Consider the following 19693-nt stretch of genomic DNA (forward strand, 5'->3'; position numbering starts at 1 on the left):
GTTTTCTTTAGTGTTTACGCAATAAGCACTAAAGAAAACGGAAACGTTTTGCGGGCATGCTCTAAAAAGCATGCTAGGCTTGATTAAATTCGCAGTCACGCAAGCATTGCTGCTATTGGAACGGAAGAGCAACAGGAGAGTAATTTACTACTCCAAGTCAAGGCGAGTATTTGTGCTGTAGTGTATACAGCTCAAGTGGTCTTAAAAATCGAAATACTCCTCGTACGCGTGCACGTTTCGTGTTGCTGGCGGTGTAGCCGTTTGGTGAGGCCACCTTGATTTGATTGCCGATTGCTGCTCGAAAGCATTGGGCGGAAAATTGCTCAGTTTGGAGTGCAGCCGCACGCTGTTGTAGAAGCCCACGATGTAGTCAGCGATGTCCGTCATGGCCTCGGCGTGGTTGGCGTAGTCGCGCTGCCAGACCCGCTCCGTCTTGAGGCTTAGGAAGAAGCGCTCCATCACCGCGTTGTCCCAGCAGTTGCCTTTGCGGCTCATGCTGCCGACTAGAGCGTAGCGCGCCAGCAGCGCCTGGTGCAGCGCGCTGGCGTACTGGCTGCCCCGGTCAGAATGAACAATCAGCCCAGGTGCTGGTTGGCGCTGCGCGATGGCCAACTGCAGCGCCGCACACACCAACTCGGCATGCATGGTCGGTGCCATCGCCCAGGCCACGACTTTGCGCGTGTACAGATCCAGCACCACCGCCAGGTACAGCCAGCCGCTGCGCGTGCGGATGTAGGTGATGTCACTCACCCAGGCCTGGTTGGGGTTTGGGGCCGCTCGGGTTGAAGCGACGCGCCAGCACGTTGCCTGAGACCGGCAGCGCATGACCGCTGTCTGTCGGTAGTGTGGATGAACTTGCGCCGCCACAGGATCCGCAACCTGTTCTCGCGCATCAAACGCCGTACGCGATAACGCCCAATGTGCAGCCCTTGAGCACGCAGCACCGCGCCCAGGCGACGGCTGCCATAGACCTTGCCGCTGGCGGCAAACTCGGCCTTCAATTGCGTGCTGACCAAGCAGGCCTTGGGCGCGAGCTTGTCTTCAGTGTTGAGCGCCACGTGCGTGGCAAATGGGCGTGTAGCCAGTGTGAGACTCTGGTGCAGGCGCCCGTGGCGGCACACGTCATCGACAAAGGCATCCCGACCACTGGATTGTTGGCTCAGGTGCTGGTGGCCAAGTTCGCCGACCACTTGCCGCTGTACCGCCAGGAGGTCACCCGACAGGAACGGCCTTCTTGTGCAACTGCTTGACGAGCTGGTAGCTCATCGAAGCTCGCGGGCAAAGAAGGCCGATGCTTTTTTTAGGATAAACGCTTCTTCTCAATGTGGAAGACAGCGGTGTGTGCTTGCGCGGTCTACTGAATGAAGGAGTGGGCCGGAGCCAATGTATTTGCCTATCTCAAATGGGGCTCTACAACTTGTTCAGAAAATACTCAAAATTGGACGGTCTCAGCCTACTTCAATTCGAAGAGCGACTGTGCATAAAGAGCCAGAAAAACCTTTCGGGTTCAGCTAATTAACGAGTGCAGTAACGCCTGCATATTATAAAAAGTAGGGAATAAAAATAAGAAAATCTGCATAAAACTAAAGTTTTATGCAGATTTCAATTTGGTGGCCTGGGACGGAATCGAACCGCCGACACAAGGATTTTCAATCCTCTGCTCTACCGACTGAGCTACCGGGCCAAGTCCACTATTATATACCAAGTTTAATTGCGTTTTCCACGACTGAGGTCTATTCCTAGTTGTTTTAGTTTTCGATATAGATGTGTGCGCTCTAAGCCGGTTTGTTCGGCTACGCGTGTCATGGAACCACCTTCTTGGGCAAGGTGGAATTCGAAGTAGGCCTTTTCGAAACCATCTCGTGCTTCGCGCAATGGCTTGTCCAGGTTGAACGTCTGCTGCGCATGCGGGCTTCCATCTGCGTTATGTTGCGCTTGTAGGCCGATGCCACCGGCATCATTGGTTAATTCAGAGGCTACAACTTTGAGTTCAACTGGATGGGGTAGCGTTGCGGCGGCTGTGGGCTTGCGTGTGGCGTTGCGGGTCAGGCCGAGTTCGACGGCTTTCAATAATTTCTGCAGCGTGATGGGCTTTTCTAGGAACGAGTAGGCCCCTATGCGGGTTGCTTCTACGGCTGTGTCGATGGTGGCGTGCCCACTCATCATGATCACAGGCATGGTCAGTGTGCCGGTGGCGGCCCATTCCTTCAGCAGAGAGACGCCGTCCGTATCGGGCATCCAGATGTCCAGCAAGACCAAATCATGGCGCGTGCGCAGGTGTGCCGCGCGGGCCTCTGCCGCATTCTCTGCAAGTTCGACGTTGTGGCCTTCATCGTTGAGGATTTCGAAGAGGAGATCGCGTATGCCGAGTTCATCGTCGACGACCAAAATGTTTGCCATGGTTGAGAGCGAGTTCCCGAATGAAAATAAAGCGTTGCAGTGCTTGCTAGGCAGCTGCTTTGTTGTGTATGGAGAATGATAACGATACTTGCGCCCCAACAACCATACCATCTGCGATACGGTTGGAGAGGTCTATGCGGGCACCGTGTTCATCTGCGATTTTCTTGACGACAGCCAGTCCCAGTCCGGTGCCACGGCTCTTGGTGGTGACGTAGGGCTCAAAGGCGCGCTTCAAGATATTTTCTGGAAAACCAGAGCCTTGGTCGTTCACCGTGAGGCGAACGCGTTGTGCGCTGGGAATCCATTGTGTACGCCAAAGTACCTGCTGGGCCTGACCGGATGCGGCCTTGGCTTCGGATGCGTCCTGCGCGTTCTGCAGCAGGTTATGGATGACCTGGCGCAGCTGTTCTGCGTCGCCCAGAATCGGCGGGCATAGATCGTCGAGTTCGGCGGAGATTTGCACGGCCGATGCATCGTACAACTGCAGCACATCCTGTACGAGGTGGTTCAGGTCCAGTGGCTTCAGATCTGCGGTAGGTAGCCGTGCATAGTCGCGGAATTCATTGACCAGGCGTTTCATGGCTTCGACCTGGTCCACAATGGTTTTGACGGATTTGGTAAGCAAGGCTTGTTCCGGCTCGGCCACTTTGCCTGTGAGCTTCATCTCCAGTCGTTCTGCAGACAGCTGAATGGGCGTAAGCGGGTTTTTGATTTCGTGGGCTAGTCGGCGCGCGACTTCGCCCCAGGCCTGGGCGCGTTGGGCCGATACCATTTCGGAGACATCGTCAAATACCAGCAGCCGGTTGCTACCAGGTAGCTCGGCACCTCGTGCTATTAAAACTATAGCATCCTGCGCAAACGGTGATTGCGTGCCGTTCAGTTCAAACGATTGTTGCCAATGGTCCAGCCCATGGTGTGTTTGCTCGCTGGCGAAGGCCGAAAACTGCTCTTGTACGCGTTCTGCGAAATGCTCCAGACCCGTCACCTCGGCGAGCGGCTTGCCTTCGTAGGCGGCCAGCGGCACGCGCAGGATGCGAGTGGCACCGGGGTTGCTGGATTCGATGACATTCTGGCTGCTCAGCACAATTACACCGGCCGTCAGGTTGTCCAGAATGGTTTGCAGATTAGCCCGCGCGGCGCTGACCTGGGCCATGCTGTGGTCTACCGCCGAGCGTGCGTCCGCAAGCTGCTGTGTCATGTCGGCGAACGAGCGTGTCAATCCACCCAGCTCGTCCTTTCCCTGCAGTACCGACTTGGGCGTCAAATCCCCAGCAGCCACTTGGCGCACACCTTCTGCAAGCAGCAGCAGTGGACGGGCGAGCTGGTTGCCCAGCACCACGGCCAGCAGCACTGCGCCGAACACGGCCAGAAATAGGCTGAGTGTCAGTGTGCCGATATACATGCGTTTAAGACCGTTGCGGGCCAGGGCGCGCTCCTGGTACTCGCGGTTGGCGGCTTGCACCGCCAGGGCGTTATCTACCAGTTGCTGGGGCAGGGTTTGGGTGAGCTGAAGATAACGTGGCTCTGCCAGCAACCCCACGCCCGGACTTGCCACGACCGCCAATGCCTTGATTTGTGCTGGCGTGCCCGGCGTCAGTCCGGTTTCGTCCAGGCCCTCGATAGATGCAACAGCCTTCTGGCTGCGCACGTTGCGCAGTTGCTGGCTGCTGGGGTGCTCCGGATTCAGCAGAAAACGGGATTGGCCGGCGCTTGCAATCGGCTGCCCACTGGCATTCCACAGCACCACGTCATTCACGCTGAGCTGATCGCGCATGCGTTCCAGTGCCAGGCCGGCGGCGGCATCGGGGGTATCAGAGAGTTGCCGGCTGGCGCTTCGGGCCTTGTCGGCCAGGTCATTGGCCAATACGTCCAAGGTGGTTCTGCCCAGGTTCACGCCGGCATCTAGCGCACCCTCTACCTTGACGTCAAACCAGCTTTCGATGGAGCGGGACACGAACTGGTAGGACACCACGTAGATCAGCAGCCCGGGCATCAGACCTACCAGCGCAAAAATGGTGGCCAGCTTGACCAGCAAGCGGCTGCCGAACTTGCCTTTGCGTAGCCGGGTCAGCAGGCGCACAGCCATCCACACAATGACCGAAAGCAAGGTGGCGGCCACCACCACGTTGACAGCAAACAGGCGGGTGTAATTACGCTCAAACAAGGCCCGGTTGCTGGTGGACTGGGTCAGCAGCAGCAGCAGGATCAACCCTACTGCCATGGCCACTACGACGCCAACCACCACAGCCCAGCGCAGCGCGCGGGTGCTGCTTTGCGCACTGCGCGCCGATGGCTGTTTCATTTGCCGCCTTCTTGTCCTAGGCGGATATTGCGGCTACCGGAGAGGCTCCAGTCGGCCTGGCCCAAGGTGCTGATCTGGAACGGCCGGGGGAGCTGAGACACATCCAGTCGGAAGCTGAAGTCCAGGTGGGTCTTACCGTCGAACTCGACATCCGCCGCGTCGGCAATTTTCCAGTGGGAAAAACGCTGTATGTAGGTGAGCGCATCCGACAGGGAGTCGAAGTTCTGGCTCAGCGTTACACCCAGCCCGCTGTTGCCTATGGGAGTGGGAGATACGTTCAGACGCCAGCGCCGTGTCAGCGGCAGATAGGCCAAGCGCATATGGCGGGCCTCTGAGGCCTGTTTGCGGTCGTACCAATACCAGCGGTCACGCAGAACCTCCACTTCCGCCACAAAGAACATGGGAATGCCTTTGTTCAAGGCATCTTCTACCAGGCTGGGTAGCTCGAACTTCAGATTGGCGGAGAAAAATACACCGCCGTCTTCGCGTTCCACCTGCATCTGGCTGATTTCCACTACGGTGTTTTCGGCCCAGGCAAGAGGCTGCAGGCACAGCAAAACGCAGGCGCAAAAGCGTAGCAAAGCTTGGCTAAGCCGCACGCTTTTCCAGTAATGCGTAAAAGAATCCATCGTTATCACACAGAACATTGTCAGCTAGGGTATCCGCCGAAGTCGCCGTGTGGGGGATTAAATGCCCGGGTGACGGTTGTAAAAGTGCGTCTGTGTGGCGCGCAAGGAACGTTTCGACCTGGTCGCGTCCTTCTGCATGGAACAGCGAGCAGGTGCAGTACAGCAGACGTCCGCCGGCGCGTACCAAGGGCCAAAGCTGTTGCAGCAGGCTGGCCTGGATCGCGGCTAACTGGGCAATATCGCTCTCGCGGCGCAGCCAGCGCACATCCGGGTGGCGCCGCACGATGCCGGATGCGGTGCAGGGCGCATCCAGCAAGATGGCATCGAATAACTGGCCGTCCCACCAGGTTGCGGGTTGGTTGGCATCGGCCGCCCGCACCGTGGCGTGCAGGCCCTGGCGCTGCAGATTCTGACCAATGCGTTCGCAGCGCAGCGGGTCAATGTCCAGGGCGGTGACGTCCGCATTGGCCAACTCCAGCAGGTGGGCAGTCTTGCCCCCTGGTGCTGCACAGGCGTCCAGAACGCGCAGCGGCTGGCTCAGGTCCCAACCCTGCAGCAGCAGGGGGGCGGCTAATTGTGCGGCGGCATCTTGTACCGAGACAGCCCCTTCGGCAAAGCCCGGGATTTGCTGTACCGGCATGGGGTTTGCCAGGAGCACACCAGAAGTCCCCATTAGGGTTGCTTCAATATTCATAGCTGCCAGCGCAGATATTACCTGCGCTGGAGTCGATTTTTTTGCATTAACCCGCAGGCTCATGGGCGCATGCGTATTGTTGGCTTGCAGGATGTTTTGCCACTGCTGTGGCTGCTCTTGCTTGAGCCGCTGAATCCACCAGCGAGGGTGGTTCCACACGGCCACCGGGTCGCGCTCGGTGGCGGTCACCAGGGCTTCGCGCTCGCGTAGAAAGCGGCGCAGGCAGGCGTTGATGAAGCTGGCCTGTGCCTTGGCCTTGCCGCGCTGGGCCGCTTCTACGGTTTGGTCCACCAGGGTAAAGATTTCATAGGGCGCCTCGGCGTCCAGCCAGACCAGGGCCAATGCTGTACACAGCAGAGCGTCGGCCGGTGCAGGTGGAGCACGGCGCGCCAGCTGCAAACGCAGGGCTTCTGCCCGACCCAGGTTGCGCAGGGTATGGAATACGATGGCCTGCACCCCGGGGCGCAGGGGGCCATTGACGGCCGCCAAAGAGGGCGTGGCCGAAGTGCCGCCACGGATGGCTTGCAACACGTCGGCTGCAGCCTGCAGCTGGCGCCATAAAGGAATCGGCGCTGCAGTGTGCGGCGCCATTTTGTGACCCTGCGCGGGGGATGCGGTCATAGGTGAAAGTATCTCGGGTGGCAGAGTTTCAAAATGCTTGGGCCATACGGAAACCAAACAGCCAGGCCAACAGCCGGGCGGGAAATTGCGCAATGGCGGCGTTGTAACTATGCACGGCCTGGCCGAAAGCAATGCGCGCGTGCTGTACCTGTAGGCCCGCATCTTGCCATTGCAAGAGCAGGCTCGGGGGAAGGGGGGCGCCGTCCTGGCCATGCCCGTCTGTGCAGACGCGTAGCCAGGCGGTTTGCAGCACTTCATCGGCCGCAGCCAGGGCCCGGATGGCAGCCGCCTTCAAGGGGCGATCGCGCGCCACCGCCAGGGATGCAGTGAGTTGCTGGAGCGCACCGAGTAGTCCCGCCCACGATTGGTTGGATGCCCCCTCGGCTATGGTCATATCTACAGAGGCATATGCAGTTTGCGCGGCTGCGATGATCTCCGCATAGCGCTGCAACTGCAGTGCCACGGGTGCAAAGGCGCGGGACGCCTGCGAGCGCAGCCGGACCAGCCGGTTGTAGGCGCCTACAGACCAAAACAGCAAGGTGGCACACAGGCACCACCAGACGATGCTTGAAGAAATCAACGGCAGAGCTTCCAATGCAAAGCGAGGCGGGGCGGTCACGCAAGCCAGGCCCCATAAAAAAACACCCCAAGCCCCGGTGAGGGCTTGAGGTGCTTGGCTTAGGGCCGTCGGCTTTTGTTACTCTCCGACGTGGCCTTCGCTGACTTCCGCGCTGGCGGTTTCGTCTTGCGTTCCTGCAAGCTCAGCCGCTTCGGCTTCGGCGATGGCGCGGCGCTCGGCGTCGTCCATCAAGTCCTTGGCGACACGGGCCTGGTGGTAGGCCATGCCGGTACCAGCGGGTATCAGGCGGCCGACGATCACGTTTTCCTTCAGACCACGCAGCTCGTCGCGTTTGCCCATGATGGCCGCCTCGGTCAGCACGCGCGTGGTTTCCTGGAAGGACGCGGCGCTGATGAAGCTGTCGGTGGACAGCGATGCCTTGGTAATACCCAGCAACAGGTTGGTAAACGTTGCAGGGGTCTTGCCTTCAGCACGCAGGGCGTCATTGGTGTCCAGCATTTCGCTGCGTTCCACTTGTTCGCCGTTGATGTAGCCGGAGTCACCTGCGTTCTCTACCACCACGCGGCGCAGCATCTGGCGCACGATCACTTCAATGTGCTTGTCATTGATCTTCACGCCTTGCAAGCGGTACACGTCCTGCACTTCGTCCACGATGTAGCGAGCCAGTTCTTCCATGCCCAGCAAGCGCAAAATGTCTTGTGGGTCGGCTGGGCCGTCCACAATGTTTTCGCCCTTGTTGACCACTTGGCCTTCGTGCACCAGGATGCTCTTTTCCTTGGGGATCAGTTCGTCCCAGACCTTGCCTTCTGGATCGGTGATTTGCAGGCGAACCTTGCCCTTGGTTTCCTTGCCGAACGACACGGTACCGGTCATTTCGGCCAGCATGCCCTTGTCCTTCGGCGTACGGGCTTCGAACAACTCGGCCACACGTGGCAAACCGCCGGTAATGTCGCGGGTCTTCTGGCCTTCGATCGGGATACGGGCCAGCACTTCGCCGCGGCCGACTTCCTGGCCGTCGCGCACCTGGATCAGTGCACCAACAGGGAAGCCGATGGTCACGGAGTGGTCGGTACCGGTGATCTTCACTTCGTTACCCGACGCGTCGATCAGCTTGACCTGGGGACGCACGACCTTGGCTGCACCGCGGCGCTTCGGATCGATAACCACCAGGGTTGCCAGACCGGTCACTTCGTCCACCTGGCGGGCTACGGTCAGACCTTCTTCCACATTCTCAAACTTGCTGGTACCAGCGAACTCGGTAATGATGGGGCGGGTCAACGGATCCCAGTTGGCCAGAATGGTGCCGGCCTTGACAGCCTGGTCCACCTTGATCGACAGAATGGCACCGTAAGGCACTTTGTGTCGTTCGCGTTCACGGCCATGCTCGGTGATGATGATTTCACCGGAGCGGGCAATCACGACCAACTCGTTCTTGCTGTTGGTCACGTAGCGCATCGTGGCGTTGAAGCCGATCGTGCCGTTGGACTTGGCTTCCACGCTGGAGGCGATGGCCGCACGGGATGCGGCACCACCGATGTGGAAGGTACGCATGGTCAGCTGGGTACCAGGTTCGCCGATGGATTGCGCTGCAATCACACCCACGGCCTCGCCACCGTTGATCAGACCACCGCGACCCAGATCGCGGCCATAGCACTTGGCGCAGATGCCAAAGCGGGTGGCGCAGGTCAGTGCGGTACGCACTTTGACTTCGTCCACACCAGCGGTTTCCAAGATGTCGAGCATGTCTTCGTCCATCATGGCACCGGCGCTAGCCAGAACCGAGCGGTCTTCGGGGTGCAGCACATCTTCTGCGGCGGTACGACCCAGAATGCGGTCGCGCAGCGATTCGATGACTTCACCGCCTTCGACGATAGCGCGCATCAGGTAGCCGTTGGCCGTGCCGCAGTCGTTTTCGGTCACGACCAAGTCCTGCGTTACATCCACCAGACGACGGGTTAGGTAACCCGAGTTGGCGGTCTTCAAAGCCGTATCCGCGAGACCCTTACGGGCGCCGTGGGTGGAAATGAAGTACTCCAACACGTTCAAACCTTCGCGGAAGTTCGCGGTAATCGGCGTTTCAATGATGGAACCGTCCGGCTTGGCCATCAGACCCCGCATACCGGCCACCTGGCGAATCTGGGCTGCAGAACCACGGGCGCCAGAGTCGGCCATCATGTAGATGGAGTTGAAAGACTCTTGCTCGACTTCCTTGCCGTCACGGTCGATGGTCTTCTCTTTGGAGAGCTGGGACATCATGACCTTGGAGACTTCGTCACCGGCCTTGCCCCAAATGTCCACCACCTTGTTGTAGCGTTCGCCAGCCGTCACCAGACCAGAAACGTACTGGTTGGCGATCTCTTTGACTTCCTTCTCGGCGCGGGCAATGATGCCGTGCTTTTCTTGCGGCACCAGCATGTCGTCGATGCAGATCGAAATACCGGCCTTGGTTGCCAGACGGAAACCGTTTTGCAACAGCTTGTCGGCAAACACCACGGTCTCTTTCAATCCGCACTTGCGGAACGACACGTTGATCAGCTTGGAGATTTCCTTCTTCTTCAACGCCTTGTTGATGTTGGAGAAAGGCAGGCCCTTGGGCAGGATTTCGGACAGCAGCGCACGGCCCGCGGTGGTTTCCCACAGCTTGGTCGATGGCACGAACTCGCCGGTGGCCTTGTCCTTGGTGTACTCGGTCAGCCGGACGTTGATGCGGGCCGTCAGTTCAACTTGGCCGGCGTCAAATGCGCGCTGCACTTCACCGGTATCGGAGAAGATCAGACCTTCGCCCTTGCCATTCACGCGGTCACGGGTCGTGTAGTACAGACCCAGCACCACGTCCTGGCTTGGCACGATCGATGGTTCACCGTTGGCAGGGAACAGAATGTTGTTCGAGGCCAGCATCAGCGTGCGGGCTTCCATCTGCGCTTCTACCGACAAGGGTACGTGAACAGCCATCTGGTCACCGTCAAAGTCGGCGTTGAATGCCGAGCAGACGAGTGGGTGCAGCTGGATGGCCTTGCCTTCGATCAGGATGGGCTCAAAAGCCTGGATGCCCAAGCGGTGCAGCGTAGGCGCACGGTTCAGCATGATGGGGTGCTCTTTGATCACCTCTTCCAGGATGTCCCATACCACTGGCGTGCCGGATTCCACTTCCTTCTTGGCCGCCTTGATGGTGGTCGCAATGCCCATGGCTTCCAGGCGAGAGAAGATGAAAGGCTTGAACAGTTCCAGAGCCATCAGCTTGGGCAGGCCGCACTGGTGCAGCTTGAGGGTCGGGCCCACCACAATGACCGAACGGCCAGAGTAGTCGACGCGCTTGCCCAGCAAGTTCTGGCGGAAACGACCGCTCTTGCCTTTGATCATGTCGGCCAGGGACTTCAGTGCACGCTTGTTGGCTCCGGTCATGGCCTTGCCGCGGCGACCGTTGTCCAACAACGAATCGACAGCTTCTTGCAGCATGCGCTTTTCGTTGCGGGCAATGATTTCCGGAGCCTTCAGTTCCAGTAGACGGCGCAGGCGGCTGTTGCGGTTGATGACGCGACGGTACAAGTCGTTCAGGTCGGAGGTCGCGAAGCGGCCGCCGTCCAGCGGCACCAGCGGACGCAGGTCCGGTGGCAGCACGGGCAGCACATTGAGCACCATCCATTCAGGCTTGATGCCTGACTTCTTGAATGCTTCCAGCAGCTTGAGACGCTTGGCGTTCTTCTTGATCTTGACTTCGGAACCGGTCAGATCGTTGCGCAGGCGCTCGATGGAAGAATCGATTTCGATGGCTTCCAGCAAGTCTTTGATGCCTTCCGCACCCATCTTGGCCACGAACTCGTCGCCGTATTCCTTGGTCTTCGCATCGAAGTCGTCTTCCGACATGATCGCGAATTTCTTCAGCGGGGTCATGCCAGGGTCGGTGACCACATATGCTTCAAAGTAGAGCACGCGTTCAATGTCGCGTAGTGTCATGTCGAGCACCAGGCCCAGACGCGATGGCAACGACTTCAGGAACCAGATGTGGGCGCAAGGCGCGGCCAGATCGATGTGGCCCATGCGCTCGCGGCGCACCTTGGTCTGCGTGACTTCAACGCCGCACTTTTCGCAGATGACACCGCGGTGCTTGAGGCGCTTGTACTTGCCGCACAGGCATTCGTAGTCCTTGATAGGGCCAAAAATCTTGGCGCAGAACAAACCATCACGCTCTGGCTTGAAGGTGCGGTAGTTGATGGTTTCAGGCTTTTTGACCTCACCGAAAGACCACGAGCGGATCTTTTCGGGCGAAGCCATACCGATCCGAATGGCATCGAAATGCGAGTCGGGGGTGAACTGCTTGAACAGGTCGAGTAATGATTTCATGTGTTAAATCCTTTTCTTGTCCGCAATTAGCTACGCTCGAGTTCGATGTCCAGGCCCAAGGAACGGATTTCCTTGACCAGCACGTTGAACGATTCCGGCATGCCTGCTTCAATAGCGTGTTCGCCCTTGACGATGCTTTCGTACACCTTGGTACGGCCCACCACATCGTCGGACTTCACGGTTAGCATTTCCTGCAGTGTGTAGGAGGCGCCGTACGCTTCCAGTGCCCACACTTCCATTTCCCCGAAACGCTGTCCACCGAACTGGGCTTTACCGCCCAGTGGTTGTTGTGTAACCAAGCTGTAGGGGCCGGTAGAACGTGCGTGCATCTTGTCGTCAACCAAATGGTGCAGCTTCAAGAAGTGCATATAGCCCACGGTGGTAGGACGCTCAAAAGGCTCACCCGAGCGGCCGTCAAACAGATTTGCCTGGGTGCGCGTAGCGGTCAGACCTTTGTGCTTGGCAATGTCGTCCGGATAGGCCAGTTGCAGCATGCCACGGATGTCTTCTTCAGACGCGCCATCGAACACGGGCGTTGCGAAGGTGGCACCGTTAGACATATTCGCCGCCATGTTCAGAACCTCTTGGTCGCTGAGTTGGCTCAGGTCTTCCTTGCGGCCAGAACCGTTGTACAGCTTGTCCATGAAGCTACGGACTTCTGCCACCTTGGCTTCGGCTTGCAGCATGTCGCCGATGCGTTGGCCAATACCCTTTGCGGCCCAACCCAAATGCACTTCCAGAACCTGACCGACGTTCATCCGCGATGGCACGCCCAGTGGGTTCAAGCAGATGTCGCAAGGTGTGCCATCGGCCATGTAAGGCATGTCTTCGACTGGAACGATCTTGGATACCACGCCCTTGTTACCGTGGCGGCCGGCCATCTTGTCGCCGGGTTGCAGGCGGCGCTTGACAGCCAGGTAAACCTTGACCATCTTCAGCACGCCCGCTGGCAATTCGTCGCCTTGCGTCAGCTTCTTGCGCTTTTCTTCGTAGGCCAGGTCGAAGCTGTGACGGGTTTGCTCCAGAGAGTTCTTGATGGACTCCAGCTGGCTTGCCACTTCTTCGTCTGCGGGGCGGATATCGAACCAATGGAACTTCTCCACCGAAGACAGGTATGCCTTGTCGAGTTTGGTGCCTTTGGCCAGCTTTTGCGGGCCGCCATTGGCAACCTTACCAATCAACAGCTTCTCGATACGGTCGAACGCGTCGGCTTCCACGATGCGCAATTGGTCGTTCAGGTCCAGGCGGAAGCGCTTCAGTTCATCGTCGATGATCTGTTGGGCGCGTTTGTCACGCACGATACCTTCACGGGTGAACACTTGCACGTCGATCACGGTGCCTTGTGAACCCTGGTCCACGCGCAAGGATGTGTCTTTCACGTCGCTGGCTTTTTCACCGAAGATGGCGCGCAGCAATTTTTCCTCTGGCGTCAGCGTGGTTTCGCCCTTAGGGGTGACCTTGCCGACCAACGTGTCGCCGGGCTGCACTTCTGCACCCACGTAGATGATGCCGGATTCGTCCAGGCGGTTCAGCTGCTGTTCGCTCAGATTTGGAATGTCGCGGGTGATTTCTTCCGCGCCCAGCTTGGTGTCACGGGCCATCACCACCAGTTCCTCGATGTGGATCGAGGTGTAGCGGTCGTCCGCAACCACGCGTTCGGAGATCAAGATCGAATCTTCGAAGTTGTAGCCGTTCCAGGGCATGAAGGCGATCAGCATGTTCTGACCAATGGCGATTTCACCGAAGTCGGTGGATGCACCGTCGGCAATCACGTCGCCCTTGACCAGTTTGTCGCCCTTCTTGACGATGGGACGTTGATGGATGTTGGTGTTCTGGTTGGAACGTTGGTACTTGATCAGGTTGTAGATGTCCACACCCACTTCACCGGCCGCTGCTTCGGCGTCGTTAACGCGGATCACGATACGGGTTGCATCGACGTAGTCAACGATACCGCCACGGGTCGCGGTCACCACGGTGCCGGAGTCGACTGCTGCAACGCGTTCAATACCAGTACCGACCAGTGGCTTTTCAGGACGCAGCACAGGCACGGCCTGGCGCGACATGTTGGCGCCCATCAATGCGCGGTTCGCATCATCGTGCTCCAGGAATGGGACCAGCGAAGCAGCCACGGAAACGATTTGTGCAGGTGACACATCCATGTACTGCACACGTTCGGCGCCGACCAAGATGGATTCACCTTTTTCACGCGCAGAAACCAGGTCGCCGGTGAGCTTGCCTTCTTTGTCCAGAGCCGCATTGGCCTGGGCAATGACGTACTTACCTTCTTCAATAGCCGACAGATAGTCGATATCGTTGGTGACCTTGCTGTCTACCACGCGGCGGTACGGTGTTTCGATGAAGCCGTATTCGTTCAGGCGTGCATACAAAGCCAAGGAGTTGATCAGACCGATGTTTGGACCTTCAGGCGTTTCAATCGGGCATACGCGACCGTAATGGGTCACGTGCACGTCGCGCACTTCGAAACCAGCACGTTCTCGGGTCAAACCGCCCGGGCCAAGGGCCGAAACACGGCGCTTGTGGGTGATTTCTGCCAGCGGGTTGGTCTGGTCCATGAACTGCGACAACTGCGAAGCACCGAAGAACTCTTTCAGGGCCGCAGAAATCGGCTTGCTGTTGATCAGGTCGTGCGGCATCAAAGGCTCTTGCTCGGCCTGGCCCAGACGTTCCTTCACGGCTTTTTCGATACGAGCCAAACCTGCACGGTATTGGTTTTCTGCCAGTTCGCCCACGCAACGTACGCGACGGTTACCCAAATGGTCGATGTCGTCGACTTCGCCGCGGCCATTGCGCAGATCCACCAGAATCTTGACTACTGCCAGGATGTCTTCGTTGGTCAGCACCATGGGGCCGGTGGACTCGTTACGGCCCATCTTGGCGTTGAACTTCATGCGACCAACGCGCGACAGATCGTAGGTGTCCGGGTTGTAAAACAGACGTTGGAACAGTGCCTGTACTGCGTCTTCCGTTGGAGGCTCGCCAGGACGCATCATGCGATAGATCGCAACGCGGGCTGCGAATTCATCCACAGTTTCATCACTACGCAAGGTTTGCGAAATGTAAGCGCCTTGGTCCAGCTCGTTGGTATAGATGCATTGCAGATCTTGCACGCCAGCGCCGCGGAGTTTCTTGAGCAGCGCTTCGGTCAACTCTTCGTTGGCCTTGGCAATGATTTCACCGGTGTCGGCATCAACGATATTCTTGGCAACTACACGGCCCACCAGGAAGTCTTCAGGCACGCTGATATGGGTCGTATTGGATTGCTCCATATCACGGGTGTGACGAGCGGTGATGCGTTTGTCCTTGGCGACGACGACCTTGCCGGTTTTATCCGTAATGTCGAAACGAGCCACTTCACCGCGCAGACGTTCTGCCACAAATTCCATTTGTGCGCCGCTGTCCATCAGGCGGAAGTTATCGTTGACGAAGAAGTTCGCCAAAATGGACTCAGGGGTCAAGCCAATCGCTTTGAGCAGAATGGTGACGGGCATCTTGCGACGGCGGTCCACCCGGAAGTACAGAATGTCTTTGGGGTCGAACTCGAAGTCGAGCCAGGAGCCACGGTAGGGGATCACGCGTGCGGAGAAAAGCAGCTTACCCGAGCTGTGGGTTTTACCCTTGTCGTGTTCGAAAAATACACCCGGTGAACGGTGCAGCTGCGACACGATGACACGTTCCGTGCCATTGATGATGAACGAGCCTTTTTCAGTCATCAGGGGCACTTCGCCCATATAGACTTCTTGCTCTTTGACTTCCTTGACGACCTTGGACTGGGAGGTGGAAGACTCGCGGTCATAAATGACCAGTTGTACTTTTGCCCGCACAGCAGACGCGAACGTCAAACCCCGGGTTTGGCATTCGCGTACGTCGAATGCAGGTTTGGCGAGGTTGTACTCAACGTACTTCATTTCCACAAAACCGTTGTGGGAAACGATAGGGAATGCGGCGTCAAATGCAGCCTGTAGACCTTCGACTGTGCGCTTCTGAGGGGCGATATCGGCTTGCAAAAATGCGGTGTAAGCATCTTTTTGCATCTGCAACAAGTAGGGAACTTCAAGTACGCTGTCGCGACTTCCGAAATTTTTACGAATGCGTTTGCGTTCGGTGTACGTATAAGCCATGAGATCTCCGGGGGCAAGGACTGGGGGTCCAGGGGGGCCTGTCAACTGTCGTTTTGCGCATCATGCGCAACAAACTTGGCGGTTGGCCACTACCAACCATGGCGGACGATTGCGCATTGCACGCAATCCGAACCAAGGCATCTTCTGCAGTCGGAGCCAGAAGACACTGAAAAAGAACGACCAGCGCTACTTTTCAGTGTTCTCTTACAAGCGCCAAAGGCTGGGAGCCCTTGTGGAGCTCCCAGCCTCAGCAAAGCAACTTGCTTACTTCAATTCAGCCTTAGCACCGGCTTCCACCAGTTTCTTCAGAGCTGCTTCAGCATCAGCCTTGGCAATGCCTTCCTTGACTGCCTTGGGGGCGCCGTCAACCAGGTCCTTAGCTTCTTTCAAGCCCAGGCCGGTGATTTCGCGCACAGCCTTAATGACCGACACCTTGTTGGCGCCAGCTTCGACCAGCACAACATTGAACTCGGTCTTTTCTTCGGCAGCAGCGGCTGGGCCGGCAGCAGCAGCAGGGCCAGCCATGGCGGCAGCGCTCACGCCAAACTTCTCTTCGATGGCTTTCACCAGGTCGTTGAGTTCCAAGACCGTCATGCTGTCCAGCGCGGTCAAAAATGCGTCTTTATCGAATGCCATTTTGATTTCCAGTAATTTCAGTTGGGGACAGACTTCGCATATGCAAAGCACTATCCAACAAAGTTTTTGTCAATATCGACCGTAACAACTACGTTAGGCCGGAGCAACTTCTGCAGCCACTTCGGTGGTTGCTTCGGCTGCAGAGCCTGCGCCCTTTTTGTCCGCCAGGGCGGCCAGCACACGTGCCGTACGCGAAATGGGGGACTGCATCAAGCCCAGCAATTGAGCCAGCAAAACTTCCTTGGAAGGAATGCTTGCCAACTGCTTAACGCCGTTCACGTCCAGAGCTTTTCCACCGAAAGCGCCACCCCGAATTACCAACTTATCATTGGTCTTCGAGAATTCAGCCACCACTTTTGCGGCGGCGACGGCGTCAACAGAAAAGCCATAGATCAGCGGACCGGTCATCTGGTCGGACACAACTTCAAATGCACTGCCTGCGACAGCACGGCGAGCCAGGGTGTTCTTCAACACGCTGAGGGTCACACCGTTGCTACGCGCAGCCGAGCGCAATTTGGTCATGTCAGCGACCGTGATGCCACGGTACTCCGCCATCACGAGCGTTTGAGCTTTAGCGGCGAGGCTGGTCACATCGGTAATGACCGCTTCTTTCTCACTGCGATTAAGACTCAAGGTCTACTCCTTAAAAAGTGCCGTTCGGCTGATTGCCGTTCAACACACTACTTTGCAGCGACCAACTGTTTCGGAACATATTCCATCTGCAGCGGGATCGCCATCTGCGTTGGTTTTCACTGATTAAGTCCAGACAAGCTGCACACCAACGGTCTTGGATGGCTCGCCTGGATAGAAATATCCTGACGACCCACCACTTTGAAGCCTTTTCTCAAAGGCTTCAAATTTTGCGATTACGCTGCGATGGTTTGCGTGTCGACGCGAACGCCCACACCCATCGTGCTCGAAACCGCAACTTTTCTCAAATACAAACCCTTGCTGGATGCAGGTTTGGCCTTTGCCAAAGCATCGATCAAGGCAGCCAAGTTGCCTTGCAGCTTGTCAGAGTCGAACGAGCGGCGGCCAATCGTGCTGTGCACAATACCCGCCTTGTCAACGCGGAACTGGACTTGACCAGCTTTTGCATTCTTGACAGCCGTTGCTACATCAGGGGTTACCGTGCCAACTTTTGGGTTAGGCATCAGGCCACGTGGGCCCAGGATCTGACCCAAGGTACCAACGATACGCATTGCATCAGGAGCAGCAATCACAACGTCAAAAGGCATATCGCCAGCCTTGATCATTGCAGCCAAGTCGTCCATACCGACAATGTCGGCACCAGCCGCTTTGGCTTCTTCAGCCTTGGCGCCTTGGGCGAACACGGCAACACGCTTGGTTTTGCCGGTGCCATTGGGCAGCACGACAGCGCCACGCACCACTTGGTCCGATTTCTTGGCATCGATACCGAGTTGGACCGCCACGTCGATGGATTCATCGAACTTGGCATTTGCGCATTCCTTGACGATAGCCAAAGCGTCACCCAAAGGGTACAGCTTGGTGGTATCAATCTTGCCAACGAAGGCTTTTTGTTTTTTGGTCAATTTGGACATTTACACGCCCTCCACATTCACACCCATGGAACGGGCGGTACCTGCGATGGTGCGAACAGCGGCGTCCAAATCGGCGGCCGTCATGTCTTTCATCTTGGTCTTTGCAATTTCTTCCAGTTGAGCGCGGGTGATCTTGCCGACCTTGGCGCTGTGCGGTGTGGAAGAGCCCTTGTCGAGCTTGATCGACTTCTTGATCAAAACGGTCGCAGGCGGTGTCTTGATGATGAAGGTGAAGCTCTTGTCTGCGAATGCAGTGATAACCACTGGCAGAGGCAGGCCTGGCTCAACACCTTGGGTCTGCGCATTGAATGCCTTGCAGAATTCCATGATGTTCAGACCGCGTTGACCCAGTGCAGGGCCGATCGGTGGGGATGGGTTGGCCTTACCGGCTGGTACTTGCAGCTTGATAAAACCGACGATTTTTTTCGCCATTTTTTTACTCCTTGCGGGTGATATCGCTGATGTTCGTCATAACAGACATGCATCGGCTCCCCGGGGTTGCGACTCTCAAAACATCCAAGCCGAGTCGTAAAACTTGGAATCCTAAAATTTGATGTGACGGATCAGGTCTTCTCGATCTGGCTAAATTCCAGCTCAACCGGGGTGGCACGTCCAAAAATGGTGACTGAAACGCGAACTTTGCTTTTCTCGTAGTTCACTTCTTCGACAGAACCATTGAAGTCGGTAAAAGGACCTTCCTTCACACGCACAAATTCGCCAACCAAAAACTCTACCTTATGGCGTGGTTTGTCCGTGCCTTCTTGCATTTGACTGACGATTTTCTGAACCTCAGATTCAGAGATCGGGGCAGGGCGATTCTTGGCGCCACCCACGAAACCAGTCACTTTATTTGTGTGTTTGACCAAATGCCAGGATTCATCATCCATGACCATTTCGACAAAGACATAACCTGGAAACAGGCGACGTTCCGTGGTTTTGCGTTGGCCATTCTTGATTTCAACGACTTCTTCCGTTGGAACCAGAATACGTGCAAACTTTTGCTGCATGCCAGACTGCTGGATGCGCTCGGTAATATTGCGCTCAACTGCTTTTTCCATTCCAGAGTAAGCGTGCACGATATACCAGCGCAAGTCTGGATTGACGGGGGTGGTGGGCGTTTCTGCCGCGCCGGTTTCTACAACATCAGTCATTACTTTTTCCAGCCCAGAATCAAGTCGTAAAAAACCCATTCCAGCGTCTTATCAGTCAGCCAGAGGAACAAGGCCATGATGACCACAAAGCCGAAGACGTAAAGCGTCATCTGGGTAGCCTCTTTGCGTGTAGGCCAGACAACCTTCTTGACCTCTCGCCAAGCATCGCGCCCAAACGCCAGCAATTGTTTGCCAGGTTCGGAGGCCATAAACAAAGCAATAGCCGCGGCTATGCCAACGATCAATGCTCCCCACTGGGCAATTTGCCCTTGCTTGCTGAGGAGGTAAAAGGCGGCCAATGCAGCAAGAACCAAGGCAGCAGACAAGCCTAGTTTGGCTTTGTCCGCGTTGGTATTTACTGTTTCAACTTGTGAGGTGGCCATTTTTGGCTTTTTCCTGCTTCAAATACATGGTGTGTCCGGAGACACAGAAGCCCGTCAGGGCATGACGGGCTTTGTCTATCGCCACCTTTATTAATTAGGTGGCAGGGGCGGAAGGAATCGAACCATCAACCTTCGGTTTTGGAGACCGACGCTCTGCCAATTGAGCTACGCCCCTACAAAATTAAGCAATGATCTTGGCAACCACGCCGGCGCCGACGGTCTTGCCGCCTTCACGGATGGCGAAACGCAGACCTT

The 19693-nt window shown here is 57.0% G+C and carries 14 protein-coding genes, 2 tRNA genes and 2 pseudogenes; 1 reads left to right on the forward strand and 17 read right to left on the reverse strand.

Going from position 1 to position 19693, the window contains the following annotated elements; all coding sequences use genetic code 11:
* Nucleotides 1-201: 201 nt before the first annotated feature.
* Nucleotides 202-1019: pseudogene (locus AC07VY_RS25835) on the reverse strand (IS3 family transposase); the annotation flags it as partial.
* Nucleotides 1020-1037: 18 nt separating this feature from the next.
* Here AC07VY_RS25835 and AC07VY_RS25840 point away from each other — a divergent pair.
* Nucleotides 1038-1211 (forward strand): annotated as a pseudogene (locus AC07VY_RS25840) (IS66 family transposase); the annotation flags it as partial.
* A 397-nt stretch (nucleotides 1212-1608) separates the two neighbouring features.
* Here AC07VY_RS25840 and AC07VY_RS25845 read toward each other — a convergent pair.
* The 16 genes from AC07VY_RS25845 to AC07VY_RS25920 form a co-directional block, all read right to left on the reverse strand.
* A tRNA-Phe gene (locus AC07VY_RS25845) sits at nucleotides 1609-1684 on the reverse strand.
* A 23-nt stretch (nucleotides 1685-1707) separates the two neighbouring features.
* On the reverse strand, nucleotides 1708-2400 hold the full coding sequence (locus AC07VY_RS25850; protein ID WP_495100028.1) for a response regulator: 693 nt from the start codon (nucleotides 2398-2400) through the stop codon (nucleotides 1708-1710).
* A 46-nt stretch (nucleotides 2401-2446) separates the two neighbouring features.
* Complete coding sequence (locus AC07VY_RS25855) at nucleotides 2447-4702, reverse strand: sensor histidine kinase (RefSeq protein ID WP_495100027.1); 2256 nt, start codon at nucleotides 4700-4702, stop codon at nucleotides 2447-2449.
* Complete coding sequence (locus AC07VY_RS25860; RefSeq protein ID WP_495100026.1) at nucleotides 4699-5301, reverse strand: DUF4390 domain-containing protein; 603 nt, start codon at nucleotides 5299-5301, stop codon at nucleotides 4699-4701. Before AC07VY_RS25860 ends, AC07VY_RS25855 begins: the two co-directional genes overlap by 4 nt.
* On the reverse strand, nucleotides 5291-6646 hold the full coding sequence (rsmB, locus tag AC07VY_RS25865; RefSeq protein ID WP_495100025.1) for a 16S rRNA (cytosine(967)-C(5))-methyltransferase RsmB: 1356 nt from the start codon (nucleotides 6644-6646) through the stop codon (nucleotides 5291-5293). Before rsmB ends, AC07VY_RS25860 begins: the two co-directional genes overlap by 11 nt.
* 28 nt (nucleotides 6647-6674) lie before the next feature.
* Entirely contained in the window at nucleotides 6675-7226 is a 552-nt protein-coding gene (locus AC07VY_RS25870) for a LemA family protein (RefSeq protein ID WP_495100024.1), read from the reverse strand.
* 117 nt (nucleotides 7227-7343) lie between these two features.
* Nucleotides 7344-11567 carry a DNA-directed RNA polymerase subunit beta' gene (gene rpoC / locus AC07VY_RS25875; RefSeq protein WP_495100023.1) on the reverse strand — a complete coding sequence of 1408 codons (4224 nt, stop codon included), beginning with the start codon at nucleotides 11565-11567 and terminating at the stop codon, nucleotides 7344-7346.
* A gap of 26 nt (nucleotides 11568-11593) precedes the next feature.
* Nucleotides 11594-15706: a DNA-directed RNA polymerase subunit beta gene (gene rpoB, locus AC07VY_RS25880; RefSeq protein WP_495100022.1), complete on the reverse strand. Its 4113-nt coding sequence runs from the start codon at nucleotides 15704-15706 to the stop codon at nucleotides 11594-11596.
* A 264-nt stretch (nucleotides 15707-15970) separates the two neighbouring features.
* Complete coding sequence (gene rplL / locus AC07VY_RS25885) at nucleotides 15971-16342, reverse strand: 50S ribosomal protein L7/L12 (protein WP_490592162.1); 372 nt, start codon at nucleotides 16340-16342, stop codon at nucleotides 15971-15973.
* Nucleotides 16343-16435: 93 nt separating this feature from the next.
* Nucleotides 16436-16975, reverse strand: a complete 540-nt coding sequence (gene rplJ, locus AC07VY_RS25890; protein ID WP_495100021.1) for a 50S ribosomal protein L10 — start codon at nucleotides 16973-16975, stop codon at nucleotides 16436-16438.
* Nucleotides 16976-17208: 233 nt separating this feature from the next.
* Nucleotides 17209-17904 (reverse strand): 50S ribosomal protein L1, encoded by a 696-nt coding sequence (rplA, locus tag AC07VY_RS25895; RefSeq protein ID WP_495100020.1) that lies wholly within the window; start codon nucleotides 17902-17904, stop codon nucleotides 17209-17211.
* Nucleotides 17905-18336 (reverse strand): 50S ribosomal protein L11, encoded by a 432-nt coding sequence (gene rplK / locus AC07VY_RS25900; protein WP_092762877.1) that lies wholly within the window; start codon nucleotides 18334-18336, stop codon nucleotides 17905-17907.
* A gap of 131 nt (nucleotides 18337-18467) precedes the next feature.
* Nucleotides 18468-19055, reverse strand: a complete 588-nt coding sequence (gene nusG / locus AC07VY_RS25905) for a transcription termination/antitermination protein NusG (RefSeq protein ID WP_495100019.1) — start codon at nucleotides 19053-19055, stop codon at nucleotides 18468-18470.
* The gene (gene secE / locus AC07VY_RS25910) at nucleotides 19055-19438 is read right to left on the reverse strand and encodes a preprotein translocase subunit SecE (protein WP_495100018.1); all 384 of its coding nucleotides are present in this window, start codon (nucleotides 19436-19438) and stop codon (nucleotides 19055-19057) included. Before secE ends, nusG begins: the two co-directional genes overlap by 1 nt.
* A 99-nt stretch (nucleotides 19439-19537) precedes the next feature.
* A tRNA-Trp gene (locus AC07VY_RS25915) sits at nucleotides 19538-19613 on the reverse strand.
* A 6-nt stretch (nucleotides 19614-19619) separates the two neighbouring features.
* A partial coding sequence (locus tag AC07VY_RS25920; protein ID WP_495098685.1) for an EF-Tu C-terminal domain-related protein occupies nucleotides 19620-19693 on the reverse strand: 74 nt, incomplete at its 5' end.

The sequence above is a fragment of the Rhodoferax sp. GW821-FHT02C08 genome, assembly GCF_059421805.1.

Bases quoted from the DNA above. Each gene is read 5' to 3' on its own strand.
- rsmB (WP_495100025.1), bottom strand. From the start codon at position 6,646: ATGACCGCATCCCCCGCGCAGGGTCACAAAATGGCGCCGCACACTGCA.
- rplL (WP_490592162.1), bottom strand. From the start codon at position 16,342: ATGGCATTCGATAAAGACGCATTTTTGACCGCGCTGGACAGCATGACG.
- nusG (WP_495100019.1), bottom strand. From the start codon at position 19,055: ATGACTGATGTTGTAGAAACCGGCGCGGCAGAAACGCCCACCACCCCC.
- rplK (WP_092762877.1), bottom strand. From the start codon at position 18,336: ATGGCGAAAAAAATCGTCGGTTTTATCAAGCTGCAAGTACCAGCCGGT.
- AC07VY_RS25855 (WP_495100027.1), bottom strand. From the start codon at position 4,702: ATGAAACAGCCATCGGCGCGCAGTGCGCAAAGCAGCACCCGCGCGCTG.
- AC07VY_RS25850 (WP_495100028.1), bottom strand. From the start codon at position 2,400: ATGGCAAACATTTTGGTCGTCGACGATGAACTCGGCATACGCGATCTC.
- secE (WP_495100018.1), bottom strand. From the start codon at position 19,438: ATGGCCACCTCACAAGTTGAAACAGTAAATACCAACGCGGACAAAGCC.
- rpoC (WP_495100023.1), bottom strand. From the start codon at position 11,567: ATGAAATCATTACTCGACCTGTTCAAGCAGTTCACCCCCGACTCGCAT.
- rpoB (WP_495100022.1), bottom strand. From the start codon at position 15,706: ATGGCTTATACGTACACCGAACGCAAACGCATTCGTAAAAATTTCGGA.
- rplA (WP_495100020.1), bottom strand. From the start codon at position 17,904: ATGTCCAAATTGACCAAAAAACAAAAAGCCTTCGTTGGCAAGATTGAT.